Consider the following 15,013-nt stretch of genomic DNA (forward strand, 5'->3'; position numbering starts at 1 on the left):
GTTCATATTAAAAGCCATATGCCCCCACGCCCGTTCGATCAGCCAGAACATATAACTTGGAGAAGTCATGAGCCAGCAACGCGAGGCGATCGATACGTACCTACTGCGCGTCTTGCACACCTTGTTGATGGAACGCAGCGTCACCCGCGCGGCCGTCAAACTGAATCAATCGCAACCCGCGATCAGCGCGGCGCTGCGCCGTTTGCGCGACATCACCGGCGACCCGCTGCTGGTGCGCGGCAAATCGGGCATGGTGCCGACGGAATACGGCCTGCGTCTGCTCGAACCGGTGCAGAACGCGCTGCGCGAAATCGAACGCATCAAGTTCCAGCAGCACAACTTCGATCCGGCCACGTCGATCCGCTGCTACCGGATCGGCTGCCCCGACTACCTGAACGTGCTGTTCGTGCCGACGGTGGTCGAACGCTTTCGCCTGGCCGCGCCGAACGCGACGCTCGAATTTCACTCGCTGGGCCCCGCATTCGACTACGAACTCGCCCTCGAGGACGGCAAGCTCGACATCGTGGTCGGCAACTGGCCGGAGCCGCCGGAGCAGTTGCACCTGTCGAACCTGTTCGTCGATCAGATCGTCTGCCTGATGAGCAACACGCATCCGTTCGCCAAACGCGGCGGCCTCACGCTCGACCAGTATCTGAATGCGCCGCATCTCGCGCCGACTCCTTACTCGGTGGGCCAGCGCGGCGCGATCGACGTGCATCTCGCGCGCGAGCGATTAAAGCGTCACGTGGTCGTCACGTTGCCGTACTTCAATCTCGCGCCGTACGTGCTGATCAAGTCCGATCTGATCTTCACGACCACGCGCCTCTTTGCCGATTACTACGCCAAATTCCTGCCACTCACCGTGGTGCCCGCCCCGCTCGATTTTCCGCCGATGCAGTACTACCAGCTGTGGCACGAGCGCGTGCATTACTCCGATGAAGTGCGCTGGCTGCGCAGCCTGGTCGCCGAAGCGACCAAAACGCTGATCGACAAGCCTTGACGCTTTTCACCGCCGGTTGCGGGCGGCCATGCCGTGCATGACGATGGCACGGCCGCCCGCAACCCGGCTCTGTGCTCCCGCTTTTCCCTGTTACGCCGCCGCTTCGTAAAGCGTTTTCGCCAGCCGGTTGTGCTGCTCGATGACCGGTCCGAGCTCGAGCGTCGTCAACTGCCCGTCCTTCACGACCACCTTGCCGCCGATCACGCTATAACTCACTTGCGACGGCGCGCAGAAGACCAGCGCCGCGACCGGGTCGTGCAGCGCGCCGGCAAAGAGCGGTTGACGCAAATCGAACGACACGAAGTCCGCCGCCATGCCGGGCGCAAGCGCGCCGATGTCGTCGCGGTTGAGCACCTTCGCGCCGCCTAGCGTCGCGATTTCCAGGGCCTCGCGCGCGGTCATCGCATCCGGCCCGAAACCGACGCGCTGCAACAGCAGCGCCTGACGCACTTCGGCCACCATCTGCGCGCCGTCGTTCGAAGCCGAACCGTCGACGCCCAGCCCCACTGGCACGCCCGCGAGCCGCATCCGCCTGACCGGCGCGATGCCCGACGCGAGCCGCATGTTCGAACACGGACAGTGCGCGACGCCGGTGCCGGTGCGCGCGAACAGTTCGATGCCGGCGTCGTCGAGTTGCACGCAGTGCGCGTGCCACACATCGTGGCCGACCCAGCCGAGATCTTCCGCATACTCCGCCGGCGTCATGCCGAACTTCTCGCGGCTGTACGCGATGTCGTTGACGTTCTCGGCGAGGTGCGTATGCAGCGATACGCCGTACTGGCGCGCCATCACCGCCGACTCGCGCATCAGGTCGCGGCTCACCGAGAACGGCGAGCATGGCGCGACCACCACGCGCAGCATCGCGTAGCGCCCTTCGTCGTGATACGTCTCGATCAGCCGCTGGGTGTCCTTCAGGATGTCCGCTTCACGCTCGACCACCGAATCCGGCGGCAGGCCGCCGTCCTTCTGCCCCACGCTCATGCTGCCGCGCGCCGCGTGAAAGCGCATGCCGATCCGGCGCGCCGCGGCGATGCTGTCGTCGAGCCGGCTGCCGTTCGGATAGATATACAGATGGTCGCTCGAGGTCGTGCAACCCGACAGCAGCAGCTCGGCCATCGCCGTCAGCGTCGAGACTTCGATCATCTCCGGCGTGAGGTTCGCCCACACCTTGTACAGGCTGGTGAGCCAGCCGAACAACTCGGCGTTCTGCGCGGCGGGAATCGCGCGCGTAAGGCTCTGATACATGTGGTGGTGCGTGTTCACCAGACCGGGGATCACCAGGTGCCCACGCATGTCCAGCACTTCGTCGGCCGTTTGCGGCAATTGCGCCGTCGGTCCGACCGCGACGATGCGGTTGTCCTCGATATATAGACCGCCGTCGCGCAATTCGCGCCGGGCGCCGTCCATCGTGACCAGCACGTCGGCGTGCTTGACCAGCATCGTTTTCTTCTTACCCGGCTGTTGCGCCGCCTGTTCCATCGTCATTCGTTTCTCCGCTGTCATGCTTGCGTGCAAAGTCGTTCGAACGCGATGTGACGGCACGTCAACCGTGCCGTCGCGTCCCGTCGAACGCCGTTGGCCCGGTTACCCAGCGCGTTGCGCCGTCTTCGGGAGCCCCGAGGGGGCTTCCTTCGGGGCGCGTGTGCCGCCTTCGAACCGCTTCCGGCTCGTCTGCGCGGCGCACAGGTGTAACCTTCGACGGCCAAAATAAGCGTGGCAACTCGCGCCAATGCGATACCCAACTTCACGCCGCCGATATAGTGGGCCTTTTTTGGCGCCGCTACGATCGAAACGGATTCAATATTGGAACGAATCGATTCGCTGAGGCTTTCAACAGGCTGTCCGTCATGTGCCAGGTATTATCTTTCCTATCTCGCGCGCGCTGAACGGAGCAACCTTCTTACAATGGTTGCCACGGCGCTCGCTTCAATTCGCCGACGGGTATGTAGCCACTGACGTGGAGCCTCGATCCGCCGCAAACGTATCTGGATCGGGCTGCCGCCGAAACCTCGCAAACACACAAGGAAAATTGCGAATGGGAAAGCTCACTACCCATGTGCTCGACACCGCGAACGGCCGTCCCGGCGCGGGCATCAAGGTCGAACTCTTCGCGCTCGCGGGCGACACGCGCCGCGCGCTCAAAACCACCGTCACCAATGACGACGGCCGCTGCGACGAGCCGCTGCTGGAAGGCGACGCGCTCGTGGCGGGCGAATACGAACTGGTGTTCGGCGCGGGCGACTACTTCGCGTCGATCGGCACGAAGGTGCCCCAGCCGCGTTTCGTCGACCGTGTGGTGCTGCGCTTCGGCGTGGCCGATGCCGCTGCGCATTATCACGTGCCGCTGCTGGTGTCGCCGTGGTCGTACAGCACGTATCGAGGCAGCTAGGCGACGAACGCGCAGGACGCGCTCGATTGCATTGCGCGGAGGCTCGCGGCTGATGGCAAAAAACCGCAAACAGCCCCGAGCCCCCCGCGAAACGCAATCGACCGCGCGACCTGAACCGAAGCGAAGCGACCCGAACCTGAGATCCATTAAAAGAACGACGCCGTGCGAAATGAGCGCGCCGCGTCCTTGAACCCGCAGTCGGCGCGGTGATGCTGTGCCGGTTTGAGCCCCATCAACCGGGTCCGCCCAGGCGCCGTACGTCGCCACGCGTACAACGAATCAGAAGTGGAGGAGTTTCATGGAAGGCTTTATTACCGACTGGTTGAACCTGGCGATCCGCTGGTTCCATGTCATCGTCGCGATTGCGTGGATCGGCGAGTCGTTTTACTTCGTCGCGCTCGACAACAGCCTGAAACCGCCGCTCGACCCGAACCAGCGCCGGCGAGGCGTGTTCGGCGAACTGTGGCATGTGCACGGCGGCGGCTTCTACAACATGCAGAAGTACACCGTCGCGCCGCCGGAAATGCCGGATGATCTGCACTGGTCGAAATGGCCGTCGTACACCACGTGGCTGTCGGGTTTCGGCCTGTTCACCGTGCTCTATCTGTTCTCGCCATCCACGTATCTGATCGACAAGAACGTGCTCGACATGGGTCCGGTGGTCGCCGTCGCGTCGGCGCTCGGCTTTCTCGCGGCCGGCTGGATCGTGTACGACTCGCTGTGCCGCATCCTCGGCAACAAGGACAAGGTGCTCGGCATCTGCGTCGGCGTGTACGTGCTGATCGCGGCGTGGCTCGCCTGCCATATCTTCGCGGGCCGCGCGGCCTACCTGATCATGGGCGCGATGCTGGCGACGATCATGTCCGCCAACGTGTTCTTCGTGATCATTCCCGGCCAGCGCAAGATGGTCGACGCGATGCTCAAGGGCGACACGCCCAACCCGATCTACGGCAAGCGCGGCAAGCAACGCTCGGTGCACAACACGTATTTCACGTTGCCGGTGGTGTTCGCGATGCTGTCGAACCACTACGCGATGACCTACACGCATCCGTACAACTGGGCCGTGCTGCTGGTCATCATGCTGGCCGGCGCGCTGATCCGCCAGTTCTTCGTGATGCGCCACCGTGGTCAGGTGCTGTGGTATCTGCCGCTGGTCGGCATCGCGCTGATGTTCGGCGCGCTCTTCTGGACCATGCCCAAGCCGATCGTGCCGCAAGCGCAGGCCGCGAACGCGCCGTCGGTCAAGGTGGCCGACATCGCGCCGGTACTGCAACAGCGCTGCGTGGCTTGCCACTCCGCGCATCCGACGATGATGGGCAGCGCGCCGGCCGGCGTGCTGCTGGATACGCCGGACGAGATCTCGCAGAACGCGCAGCGGATCTATCAGCAGGCGGTGACGTTGAAGGCGATGCCGCTCGGCAACGTCACCCACATGACCGACGACGAACGGATGAAGATCGCCGCATGGTTCGAAGGCGGCGCGGTGAAATAAGGGTAAGTAGGCGTGCCGGCCGGACTCGAGGTCCGGCTTGCCGGCGACGCAGCAGGATGAAGCGGGCTTTTCGCGCAAGCGGCAAGCCCGTTTTTTTTCGGCCGTCCAGCGGACGTTGTCGTTGAAGACGCGCGAGGGGCGATTTGTCGCCCAAGGGCTACAAAAATCTTCTGAAATGCACAAAATGTAGCCTCTGGGACACAATATCGCCTCATCATTTTGTGTCTCATGGGCTACAATAAGACTGCAATCCGTCAAAACTGACGCCTTGGGGCTACAAATGACGAATCTCGCCGACGTATCGGACATGCTGAAAGCGCTGCGGCGCGAAAACAACCTGTCGCAGGAAGAACTGGCCCGCCGCGCCGGCGTCGCGCGCACCACCGTCGCGCGCATGGAAACACTTGCCAGAAACGACATGAGCGTGTCCGTGCTGGTGCGTCTGCTCGAAGCGGCGGGCTACGACCTCAAGTTCGTCGCACATGGACACGGGCGCACGCTCGAAGACATCCTCGCTGAACAACGCAGCCCGGAGGCGAACCCATGAGGCTCGACGTCCAGGTGCGGGGCAAGACCGTCGCCACGCTGTTTCGCGAGCGCGACGACTACGTCCTCAAATACAACGCCGACGCGCGCCCGGCCGACTTCGTCAGCCTCACCATGCCCGTGCGCGAGGAAGCCTGGCGCTGGCCGCGCGACCTGCATCCGTTCTTCCGGCAGAACCTGCCTGAGGGTTATCTGCTGAATCTGATCCGCGAGCAGTTCGGCCCGTTGCTCGACGGCACCGACCTCTCGCTGCTCGCCGTGGTCGGCGCAATGGGGATCGGCCGCGTCACCGTGACACCCGAAGGCGTCACACCGGGCACCGAACTGCAGGCGCTCGACGTAAAGGACATCCTGCACGGCGACAACACCACCGAACATTTCGCGCAGCTGGTACGCGAATATGCGCGCGCGGCCATCTCGGGCGTCGTGCCGAAATTCATCGCGCCGCAGGAAGCCGCATCCGGCGCCGCTGCGCCGACGCCGCTCGGCAAACCGACCATCCGGACAAGCCATCACATCGTCAAAGGCTCGGACGACAGCACGCCGTTTCTCGGCTTCAACGAGTTCTATTCGATGCGCGTACTCGAACGGCTCGGCGTCGCGCCGGTGGCGCGCACGCAAATGTCGGACGATGGCCGGGCGCTGATCGTCGAGCGCTTCGACGTGGATCGAGAAGGACTGCCGGCGTATGGCGTTGAAGACATGTGCGGGCTGCTGGGTTTGCCGCCGCACGAAAAATACAATTCGACCAGCGAGAAAATGCTCAACGCCGCCAGAGCGTACCTGCTCGATCGCGACCGCATGCGCGAGCAACTCCAGCGGTTCGGCTGGCATCTGCTGACGAACTACGTCGTGCGCAATGCGGACTGCCATACGAAGAACGTTGCGCTGTTTTATACGTCGGTCGACGACGTGGCGTTCACGCCCGTCTACGACATCGTCACGACGCAGGCCTATCCGCGTTTCGCGGCCAACCCGCCGGGCCTGCCGATCGACGGCCGCAAGACCTGGGCGGCCGGCAAAACGCTGGAGCGTTTTTTCAACACGCGCATGGGCATCGCGCCGCGGCAGTATGCGCAGATGGTCGAAGCGCTGTGCGATTCGGCCGTCGCGGTCGGCCATGAAATGATCGAAGCGGCGCGTAACGAAACTCAGTGGCGCACGGTTGCGAAACACATGCTGCACGCGTGGAACGACGGCATGGCGTCGTTGCGCTCACCGAAAAAAAGCCTGCAATTCAAGGGACTCAAACCGGCGATCGAAGCCGCGGGCTTTTCCGATCCCGAGCCGCCTGAACGGGCACGTGAAGTGGTTGGACGTTCACCGCTGCTCGGCAAGCGCGGCTAATAACTGAAGCACGGTCCCGCGTTGCTCTTTGAAGGTCCCCAAATACAAAAGCCCATGGCATGCACCATGGGCTTTTTGTTCGTCAACGCAAGCTTGCTACGACGAAGCCGCCAGCCTCAGACCGCGACCGCGCTCAACGCATCTTCGGTGAGCCATAGCGACTCGGCCAGATCCTGCTCATTCAGGTTGAGCCCGTCGCCGCCGCGATCGACGACGATAAAGTCGCTCACGTCCCCCAACGCGATCAGCGGATGGTGCCACACGCCCTTCGCATAGTTGACGCCCTGCCAGCCGCTCGTGACAAATGCGCGAATCTGCGACGCGTCCAGCTCGCCCGCCGGCGCCACCACGACCAGATACGGCTTGTCGTTCAGCGGCACGAACGCCTGGCTGCCGAGCGGATGACGTTCGAGCATCTTCACTTCGAACGGCAGCGTGCGCGGCTGGCCGCGAAACAGGTTCACGAGCGTGCGACCGTCTTCGTCGGTCACATCCACCTTCGCGAGATCGTGAAAGCGGATCGTCGTGCCGAGGTTGATCGGAATCTGCTTCGCGCCTTCGAGTTCGATCACGTCGCCGAACGCGGCGAACGCTTCCTTCGTCAGCGGTTCGATGGCGAGCGTTTTCATGATTCGAGCGTGCCCCACAGACGCAGACGCGACACACCGCCGTCCGGAATGATGTTAAAGCGCACATGCGTGACCGGACCGAGCGCCGCGATCTCGCTTTCGAAGTAATGCTGCTTGTCCATCTGCAGCTTCTGCTCGCCGAGCAGCACCGGCCAGAACATCGCCTGCGTGACCAGCGAGCTGTCGGTGCCCCCCGTCACATACGCGGCCTGGATGGAGCAGCGGTCAGGATAATTGCCCTTGAAGTGAGCCGTATCGACTTCGATCTTCCTGATCACGCCCGGCTGCGCCAGCGCGACGATCGCCCAGTCGTTGCCCGGCTCGCGACGGCGGCGCGTTTCCCAGCCGTCGCCCATGTTCACGCCGCGGCCCGGCATCAGGATCGTCGACGCCGCGCCGAAGTGCTGATTGTTCGCCGCGACCAGATACGCGCCGTTCTCCATCGCGGCCAGATCGAACTGCTCGGTGCGGCTCGCGCCGGCCCAGTCGACCTGCGGCTGACCGTACACACGCAGACGCGCAATGCCGCCGTCCGGATAAATGTTCACGCGCAAGTGCGTGTACGCGTTCGCGTCGTTGACTTCGACGTAGTGGTGACTATTGCCCTGCAAGGTGGTCGACGGCACGACCTCGGTCCATTGCGTCGCCTGGTTCGGCGTGCCGTCCACCACGCGCGCGGCCTCCACCGATGCCGCCGGCGGGAAGTTGCCCGTGAAGTGGCTGGTATCGAGGTCGAGCCCCTTGATTACGCCCGGACGCGCCAGCATCACGACGCACCAGTCGTAGCCGGTGGCGCGCTTGCGGCGGGTTTCCCAGCCGTCCATCCACTTGCCGTTGTCGTCGTACTTGCCGGGAATAAAGACGGCCGGCTCCGGATTCAGCATGCGTTCCTTCGGGGCGAAGAAATCGTCGCTGGCCGCGAGCGCCTGCGCGCCCAGACGCGGGTCCGCCAGGTTCACATAGCGGCGCGTGAATTCCGGTGCGTTGGGATCGAGAATCGGGAGTGCCATCTTAGTCGTCCTTGATATATGTTGGTGCTGGAAAAACGTTTCCGTGCGGGGTCGGGGACGCGTGCGTGATGCGTGCCCGATACGCGCCGGATGCCTACGCGTCGATCAGATCGTCGAGCCGGAAACGTGCGATGCGGTAGATCTGATCGAGGCTCGCGCGCAGTTCGTCGGTACGGCTGTTGTTCACTCGCGCCTCGAAGTTCGCGATGATGCCGTGGCGGTCATAGCCGCGCACCGCGAGAATGAACGGGAAGCCGAACTTCGCGCGATACGCGCTGTTCAGCGCGAGCAGCTTGTCGAACTCTTCCTGCGTGCACTGCGCGAGCCCCGCGCCACTTTGCTCGCGCGTCGATTCGGCGGTCAGCTCGCCGCGCACCGCGGCCTTGCCGGCAAGCTCCGGGTGCGCGTTGATCAATGCCAGTTGCTTATCGTCGCCCGCCGTTTCGACGATGCCCGACATCTTGCGATGCAGCTCGTCGATGCTGGCAAACGGCCGTTGCCGCGCGGCAATTTCCGCGACCCAGGGCGAGTGCTCGAAAATACCCGACAGCGCCGCGACGAACGCGTCGGCCGAAATGCTGTTGAGTTGATCCAGAGTGTATTGCATCGCCTTCATGCCGCCGCCTCGCGGTTGTCTTGTTGGTAAGGATGATGTTCGCGCCAGTGCCGCGCGATATCGACGCGCCGCGTGACCCACACGCGATCGTGCTGTTCGATATGGTCGAGAAAACGCTGCAGCGCGCGAAAACGCCCCGGACGCCCGAGGAGGCGGCAATGCATGCCGACCGACAGCATCTTCGGCGCCTGGTCGCCTTCTTCGTAGAGCACGTCGAAAGCGTCGCGCAGATAGGTGAAGAAGTGGTCCGCGGTGTTGAAGCCCTGCGGGCTCGCGAAGCGCATGTCGTTGGTGTCGAGCGTGTACGGCACGATCAGTTGCGGCACCTTCGCCCCGCCTTTGACCTCGACGTCCATCCAGAACGGCAGATCGTCGCCGTAGTAATCCGAGTCGTACAGGAAGCCGCCGTATTCGGCGACCAGACGATGCGTGTTCGGACTGTCGCGGCCGGTGTACCAGCCGAGCGGCCGCTCGCCGGTCACGCGTTCGATCGCTTCCATGCCGAGGCGCATGTGTTCGGCTTCCTGCTCCGGCGACACATCCTGATAGTGAATCCAGCGATAGCCGTGGCACGCGATCTCATGACCGAGTTCGACGAACGCGCGCGCCACTTCCGGATGCCGTTCGATCGCCATGCCGACGCCGAACACCGTGAGCGGCAGCTTGCGCTTTTCAAATTCGCGCAGGATGCGCCACACGCCCGCGCGCGAGCCGTATTCGTAGATCGACTCCATGCTCATGTGGCGAGCCGGAAAGGACGCCGCGCCGACGATCTCCGACAGAAACTGCTCCGAGCCTGGATCGCCGTGCAGCACGCAATTTTCACCGCCCTCTTCGTAGTTCAGGACGAATTGCACCGCGACCCGTGCTCGACCCGGCCAGTTGGCGTGCACCGGGTGGCGGCCGTAGCCGATCAGATCGCGTGGGTAGTTCGAATCGAGTGGCATGGTTTGACGAATGCGTGGTGACGGTACGTAAGAATCGCGTGGCGCTCATTTGCCACTCATGTGCTGCTTATGTGGCGCTCAGGTGACAAACACGTGAGCCTTGCTTGAGCCTGGGTGCCGGGTGCGCCTGAGCCCGCGCGGGCTGCAAACCCGTCAGGACCCTCGGCAAAGAGGCCCGGCCGGCACTCGCGTCGAGTTGGACCAGTGTAGCGAAAACGCCCGGGTGCGCCCATACACCCGGGCAGATAGTGCGTGTCAGACCGAATGTATGTACTGCCCCGGTTCGGCAGTGTTTACCCGCAGCCGATCGACGGTCTGCGTGCCGCCGGCGCCGTCCTGCGCGACCGCCGCAGACGCGTCGGCGCCGCCGCGCGGCGGCAGCGGATTCAGATCCGCCCCGCTCGGGCTGAACGACGCCAGCGCGCCGTCGTAGCGCTTGGCGAGCGGCCGCGCGTAATCGCCGCGCTTGGCCGTCGACAGACGCAGCGCGACCAGCGCCTCGGTCCACTTCACGGCGGCCGTCACGCCTTCGATCACCGGCGCGCCGAGCGCGTCCTCGATCTCCGCGCACAACTCGGCCATGCCCGCGCAACCGAGCACGATCGCATCCGACCCGTCCTCGGCAAGCGCGCGCCGACATTCGTCGAGAATGATGCGGCGCGCCGCCGACCCTGGCTTGTCGAGATCGAGCACGGCGACGTCGGTCGCGCGGACGTTGCGGCAAAACCGCTTCATACCGTAGCGCTCGGCGAGATGCCACGCCATCCCGCAGGTGCGCGCGAGCGTCGTCACCACTGAGAAGCCCGGCGCCAGCACACTCGCCGCATGCATCGCCGCTTCCGCGATGCCGATCACCGGGCCGCGCGCCAGTTCGCGCGCCGCGTACAAACCGGGATCGCCAAAGCAGGCGATCACGTAGCCGTCGCAGCCCTCGCGCTCGCCCGCGGCGACTTCGGCCAGTAAGCCCGGCGTGGCGAGCGCTTCGTCGTAATAGCCTTCGATCGACGGCGGCCCCATGGTCGGATTCACCGCGATCACTTCGGTGCCGGGCGCGGCGACTTCGCGAGCGCAGCGGCCCATCGCCTCGGTCATGCGCTGGGTCGTATTCGGGTTGATCAGTTTGATGCGCATAAGAACTCCTGTTGCGGCAACGGGACTCAGCGTGCGAGAGCGCGATAGAACAGCGCGCCGAGACCCGCACCGATGAACCATGAGAAATTCGCCATCCCGTCGAGCGCCGGCGTCATCACGCAAACCACCGCGATCAGCGCGGCCGGCAGCAACGCGGCCACGGCCCGGTAGTTGACGCCGTTGCGATACCAGTACGAGCCGGTCGGCGCGACCGTGTACAGATCATCGAGCACGATCTTCTGGCGCTTCACGAGATAGTAGTCGACGATCAGGACCCCGTACAAAGGTCCGATGAAGCTGCCGAGCACATCGAGCGTGTAGTGGATCACGGCCGGGTTGTTGAACAGATTCCACGGCGTGATGAAAATCGACGCAACCGCCGCGAGCATCCCGCCCGCGCGCCAGCTGATCAGGCGCGGCGCCACGTTCGAGAAGTCGAATGCCGGCGACACGAAATTCGCGACGATGTTGATGCCGATCGTCGCAATCGTGAAGGTCAACGCGCCGAGGATGACTGCGGTCGGATAGTCGATGTGCCCGACGGTTTCGACCGGGTCCGTGATCAGCTCGCCGAATACCGGCAGCGTGGCCGCGGTCGTGATCACCGTCACCAGCGAGAAAGCGAGGAAGTTGACCGGCAGACCCCAGAAGTTGCCGCGCCTCACGCTGCGAAAGCTTTTGCCGTAGCGCGAAAAGTCGCCGAAATTCAGCATCGGGCCGGAGAAGTACGACACCACCAGCGAGATCGCCGTGATCATCACCGGTACCACCTGCATGCCATGATATTTGACGCCGCCCAGGTTGATGCCGATGTTGCGCCACCCCGCGCGATACACCATGTAGCCCGCCAGAATGAACATCACTACGTAGACCGCCGGACCGGCGAAGTCGATGAACTTCTTGATGGTTTCCATACCATGCCAGAACACCAGCGCCTGCAACACCCACAGCAGCATGAAGCCGGCCCAGCCGAGCGTCGACAGGCCCATGAAGCCGTGGTGATGAAGATCCGCATACGGCAACAGCGACGGTACGAACTTGAGTACCACGATCACCAGCGCGCTCGACGCCAGATAGGTCTGAATGCCGTACCACGCGACCGCGATCAGGCCGCGAATCACCGCGGGAATATTCGCGCCGAGCACGCCGAAAGTGGCGCGGCACGCCACCGGATACGGCACGCCGTTCGCCTGGCTCGGCTTGGCGATCAGGTTGCACAGCAGGTTGACGATCGTGATGCCGACCAGCAGCGCGATCAGCACCTGCCAGCTCGTCAGGCCGAGCGCGAACAGACTGCCCGCGAACACATAGCCGCCCACGCTGTGCACGTCCGACATCCAGAACGCGAAGATGTTGTAGGCGCCCCAGGTTTGATCACGCAGCGGCGCGAGGTCCGCGTTGTAGAGCCGCTCGCTGTAGCCTGCGGGCATGGACGGATCGGCCTGCGCGCCGCCGTCGGCGTAAGTGGACATCGAGGGACTGCCGGGCGCTGCACTGAACTGAGCCATGATTCCTCCTTGAGATAGGGACCGTCGATAGCGCATCGAAGGACGTTGCACCGGCCATGCCAGCCGCGCCCTCCTCGCCCGTTCGGGATCGAGGAAGCCGGCGCCATCTGCGTGGACCGTGCCGCGGGTGTCTCCGTACTGAAGTACTTGTGGTTATCGCATCGCCGGCCGCCGCGGATTCCCGGCGATGCGTTGCTGCTCGAAGTCGGTCGCGTGGCGACGGACGTGCGTACGCAAGCCGGCAGCGCTCATGCCGAGCCGCCTTGCGACGCCTGATTCGGTTCAGTTCAATTCAGTGCAGCGCGCACCGCGAGTGGGCACGCGCCGATTTGCGCTTGCCAGCGCATTTGCGCGTGTCCGCGCTTGCTGCCTGCCTCAGCCCGCTGTGGACCCGGTTTTGGATGCATCTTTCGACGCCCCGCTCAGGGTGCCGAACACTTCATGGAGATCCGCCGCGCCACGTGCGGGGCGGTCCAGCATCTTCAACTCGACGCTTTGCAGATGGCGCGACATCAGTGCCGCCGCCTCTTTCGCATCGCCGGCGTCGAGCGCGGCGAGAATGGCTTCATGGTCTTCGAACGAGCAAGGGCTGCGTCCGAGCGATTCGTACAACGCAGAGATCAGCGTCGAGCGGGCAACCAGTCCGCTCAGGCAATCGCACAGCACGGTGTTGCCGGCGAGCCCGGCCAACTCGGTGTGAAACTCGCCAGACAGACGGATCCACGCCGGAAAATCACGTGTTTCGAACGCCTTGCGCTCACGCCCGATCATGCTGCCGATGCTCTTCAAACGCCGCATGCCGTGACCACTGCAAATCTTTTCGACCACCGCGAGTTCGATGATGCGGCGCATTTCGAACACCTCGTGCACTTCCTGCAGCGACGGACTCGCGACGAACGCACCGCGATTCGGTTCGAGATCGACGAGGTGGTCGGTCGCCAGTTGCGCGAGCGCCTGGCGGATCGGGCCGCGCTTCACGCCGAATACTTCGCACAACTGCGCTTCGGTCAGCTTGGCGCCGGGTGCGAGCCGGTGCTCGAGGATTGCGGCGCGGATGCGCTCGGCAATCGCTTCGGGCTTCGAACTGTTCGCGGCGGCTGGATCGGTGTCGGACATGATTGGCGTCTCGGTATGTTGGTCATCATAGGACGGACATAAAGATTGTCAACAATTTTTATCTCGAATTTCGACAATCTTCAGGGAGAGGCGCGGCTGGCGGTGCGGCAGGGTGTGCCGTCGGCCTTGTGGCGCTTCAATAGCAGTTTAATTAGGTGATGCGCAAGCTGTCTATTGGAGGTTGGTTTTGTCAACAAAATGGGAGACCTTCACCGCACGTTCTGCTTGTGAGCAGTTTGAGATACTTGACCGTTAGTTGCGTTTTCAGAAGGTGAAGAAAGCGGGCAACGCCCGCTTCGCTTCCTCTGGCCGTTCAGCAGTGTAGCCGCCAGTTCAACCCAGACACGGATAGTTGGACAAACTCAGCTTGAACCCATGCGTGTCGGCGACGAGGTGCGCGTCCGCACCCACCGGCAACGTCAGCATGTTGGGCATATGCCCGAACTGCAAACCCGTGACGACCGGGATCCCGACCAGCGACCTCACCTGCTCGATCATCGCGGGCAGGCCGTAGCCGTTGTCGTAGTCGTAGGTCTTGCCGCCTGAAAAGTCGCCCAGCACGAGCGCCTGCTGCTGCGCGAGGATGCCTGACAGGTGCAACTGATAAATCATCCGTTCGATCCGGAACGGCTGCTCGTTGACATCCTCGACAAACAGGATGCCGCCCTGCACCGGCGGCATATACGGCGTGCCTATCAGCGACGCCACCACCGCCAGGTTACCGCCCCACAACACGCCCGACGCGTCGACTGACTGCGCCTGCGGGGTATTGCTGGCAATCGTCAGGGTCGGCTTCGTGAGCGCCGACCAGAAGTGCTGCATGGTGAATTCGCTGAGTTCCTCCGCGCCGAAATCGCTCATCAGCATCGGCCCGCCGAACGTCTTCAAGCCGGCGCGCGCCAGCAACGCCAGTTGGATCGCGGTGAAGTCGCTATGTCCGACCAGCGCGACCGGCTGATCGGTCAACCGCCTTTGCAGCCCTTCGTAGTCGAGTCCGTGCAGGATACGCACTGCGCCATAACCACCGCGCACCGCCAGCACCACGTCGGGCAACTCGCGCGACGGGTCCGCGAGCCGGTTCAGATCGGCCGCGCGCTCGCCGTCGGTGCCGGCGAAGCGTTGATAACGGCGCTTCGCCGCCGCCTCGCCGCTGACGCGATGGCCTTGCGCATGCAGACGATGCAACGCGCGATGCAGCACCTCGGGGTCATGCGGATACCCGGACGGCGCGATCAGTTCGAAGGTGCGATGAACGGTCATTGGCGAGACCTGTTGGACGGGG

At 63.8% G+C, this 15,013-nt stretch carries 14 protein-coding genes; 5 read left to right on the forward strand and 9 right to left on the reverse strand.

Annotation, left to right across the window (positions count from 1 at the left end; genetic code table 11):
• Positions 1 to 67: 67 nt before the first annotated feature.
• Positions 68 to 1,000: a LysR substrate-binding domain-containing protein gene (locus P0D89_RS19890; RefSeq protein WP_408357636.1), complete on the forward strand. Its 933-nt coding sequence runs from the start codon at positions 68 to 70 to the stop codon at positions 998 to 1,000.
• A 90-nt stretch (positions 1,001 to 1,090) separates the two neighbouring features.
• On the opposite strand, the gene P0D89_RS19895 is transcribed toward P0D89_RS19890, so the two are convergent.
• Positions 1,091 to 2,485, reverse strand: a complete 1,395-nt coding sequence (locus P0D89_RS19895; RefSeq protein WP_408357635.1) for an 8-oxoguanine deaminase — start codon at positions 2,483 to 2,485, stop codon at positions 1,091 to 1,093.
• A 550-nt stretch (positions 2,486 to 3,035) separates the two neighbouring features.
• Between P0D89_RS19895 and uraH the strand changes: the two genes are divergently transcribed.
• From uraH to P0D89_RS19915, 4 genes are all read left to right on the forward strand, one after another.
• Entirely contained in the window at positions 3,036 to 3,389 is a 354-nt protein-coding gene (gene uraH / locus P0D89_RS19900) for a hydroxyisourate hydrolase (RefSeq protein WP_408357634.1), read from the forward strand.
• A gap of 298 nt (positions 3,390 to 3,687) precedes the next feature.
• Positions 3,688 to 4,881, forward strand: a complete 1,194-nt coding sequence (locus P0D89_RS19905) for a urate hydroxylase PuuD (RefSeq protein ID WP_408357633.1) — start codon at positions 3,688 to 3,690, stop codon at positions 4,879 to 4,881.
• 280 nt (positions 4,882 to 5,161) lie between these two features.
• On the forward strand, positions 5,162 to 5,428 hold the full coding sequence (locus tag P0D89_RS19910) for a helix-turn-helix domain-containing protein (RefSeq protein ID WP_408357632.1): 267 nt from the start codon (positions 5,162 to 5,164) through the stop codon (positions 5,426 to 5,428).
• Complete coding sequence (locus P0D89_RS19915) at positions 5,425 to 6,774, forward strand: type II toxin-antitoxin system HipA family toxin (RefSeq protein ID WP_408357631.1); 1,350 nt, start codon at positions 5,425 to 5,427, stop codon at positions 6,772 to 6,774. The genes P0D89_RS19910 and P0D89_RS19915 overlap by 4 nt, the downstream gene beginning before the upstream one ends.
• Positions 6,775 to 6,890: 116 nt before the next feature.
• On the opposite strand, the gene P0D89_RS19920 is transcribed toward P0D89_RS19915, so the two are convergent.
• The 8 genes from P0D89_RS19920 to ldcA form a co-directional block, all read right to left on the reverse strand.
• Entirely contained in the window at positions 6,891 to 7,403 is a 513-nt protein-coding gene (locus P0D89_RS19920; RefSeq protein WP_408357630.1) for an ureidoglycolate lyase, read from the reverse strand.
• Entirely contained in the window at positions 7,400 to 8,413 is a 1,014-nt protein-coding gene (alc, locus tag P0D89_RS19925; RefSeq protein ID WP_408357629.1) for an allantoicase, read from the reverse strand. Before alc ends, P0D89_RS19920 begins: the two co-directional genes overlap by 4 nt.
• A gap of 94 nt (positions 8,414 to 8,507) precedes the next feature.
• Complete coding sequence (gene uraD, locus P0D89_RS19930) at positions 8,508 to 9,029, reverse strand: 2-oxo-4-hydroxy-4-carboxy-5-ureidoimidazoline decarboxylase (RefSeq protein ID WP_408357628.1); 522 nt, start codon at positions 9,027 to 9,029, stop codon at positions 8,508 to 8,510.
• Positions 9,026 to 9,976, reverse strand: coding sequence for an allantoinase PuuE (gene puuE / locus P0D89_RS19935; protein WP_408357627.1), 951 nt, complete (start codon positions 9,974 to 9,976; stop codon positions 9,026 to 9,028). The genes uraD and puuE overlap by 4 nt, the downstream gene beginning before the upstream one ends.
• Before the next feature lie 255 nt (positions 9,977 to 10,231).
• Entirely contained in the window at positions 10,232 to 11,107 is an 876-nt protein-coding gene (locus tag P0D89_RS19940; protein WP_408357626.1) for an aspartate/glutamate racemase family protein, read from the reverse strand.
• Between the two features lie 26 nt (positions 11,108 to 11,133).
• Complete coding sequence (locus P0D89_RS19945; RefSeq protein WP_408357625.1) at positions 11,134 to 12,615, reverse strand: NCS1 family nucleobase:cation symporter-1; 1,482 nt, start codon at positions 12,613 to 12,615, stop codon at positions 11,134 to 11,136.
• 375 nt (positions 12,616 to 12,990) lie between these two features.
• Positions 12,991 to 13,731, reverse strand: coding sequence for a GntR family transcriptional regulator (locus tag P0D89_RS19950; RefSeq protein WP_408357624.1), 741 nt, complete (start codon positions 13,729 to 13,731; stop codon positions 12,991 to 12,993).
• Positions 13,732 to 14,064: 333 nt separating this feature from the next.
• Positions 14,065 to 14,991 (reverse strand): muramoyltetrapeptide carboxypeptidase, encoded by a 927-nt coding sequence (ldcA, locus tag P0D89_RS19955; protein ID WP_408357623.1) that lies wholly within the window; start codon positions 14,989 to 14,991, stop codon positions 14,065 to 14,067.
• Positions 14,992 to 15,013: the final 22 nt, after the last annotated feature.

The sequence above is a fragment of the Paraburkholderia sp. RL18-085-BIA-A genome (assembly GCF_046027075.1).
Classification (GTDB): Bacteria; Pseudomonadota; Gammaproteobacteria; order Burkholderiales; family Burkholderiaceae; genus Paraburkholderia.

What these genes read in the sequence shown, in the direction of transcription:
- P0D89_RS19940 (WP_408357626.1), bottom strand. Translation starts at nt 11,107, where the DNA reads ATGCGCATCAAACTGATCAACCCGAATACGACCCAGCGCATGACCGAG.
- P0D89_RS19915 (WP_408357631.1), top strand. Translation starts at nt 5,425, where the DNA reads ATGAGGCTCGACGTCCAGGTGCGGGGCAAGACCGTCGCCACGCTGTTT.
- uraH (WP_408357634.1), top strand. Translation starts at nt 3,036, where the DNA reads ATGGGAAAGCTCACTACCCATGTGCTCGACACCGCGAACGGCCGTCCC.
- uraD (WP_408357628.1), bottom strand. Translation starts at nt 9,029, where the DNA reads ATGAAGGCGATGCAATACACTCTGGATCAACTCAACAGCATTTCGGCC.
- P0D89_RS19920 (WP_408357630.1), bottom strand. Translation starts at nt 7,403, where the DNA reads ATGAAAACGCTCGCCATCGAACCGCTGACGAAGGAAGCGTTCGCCGCG.
- puuE (WP_408357627.1), bottom strand. Translation starts at nt 9,976, where the DNA reads ATGCCACTCGATTCGAACTACCCACGCGATCTGATCGGCTACGGCCGC.
- P0D89_RS19945 (WP_408357625.1), bottom strand. Translation starts at nt 12,615, where the DNA reads ATGGCTCAGTTCAGTGCAGCGCCCGGCAGTCCCTCGATGTCCACTTAC.
- P0D89_RS19890 (WP_408357636.1), top strand. Translation starts at nt 68, where the DNA reads ATGAGCCAGCAACGCGAGGCGATCGATACGTACCTACTGCGCGTCTTG.
- P0D89_RS19950 (WP_408357624.1), bottom strand. Translation starts at nt 13,731, where the DNA reads ATGTCCGACACCGATCCAGCCGCCGCGAACAGTTCGAAGCCCGAAGCG.
- alc (WP_408357629.1), bottom strand. Translation starts at nt 8,413, where the DNA reads ATGGCACTCCCGATTCTCGATCCCAACGCACCGGAATTCACGCGCCGC.
- ldcA (WP_408357623.1), bottom strand. Translation starts at nt 14,991, where the DNA reads ATGACCGTTCATCGCACCTTCGAACTGATCGCGCCGTCCGGGTATCCG.
- P0D89_RS19905 (WP_408357633.1), top strand. Translation starts at nt 3,688, where the DNA reads ATGGAAGGCTTTATTACCGACTGGTTGAACCTGGCGATCCGCTGGTTC.
- P0D89_RS19910 (WP_408357632.1), top strand. Translation starts at nt 5,162, where the DNA reads ATGACGAATCTCGCCGACGTATCGGACATGCTGAAAGCGCTGCGGCGC.
- P0D89_RS19895 (WP_408357635.1), bottom strand. Translation starts at nt 2,485, where the DNA reads ATGACGATGGAACAGGCGGCGCAACAGCCGGGTAAGAAGAAAACGATG.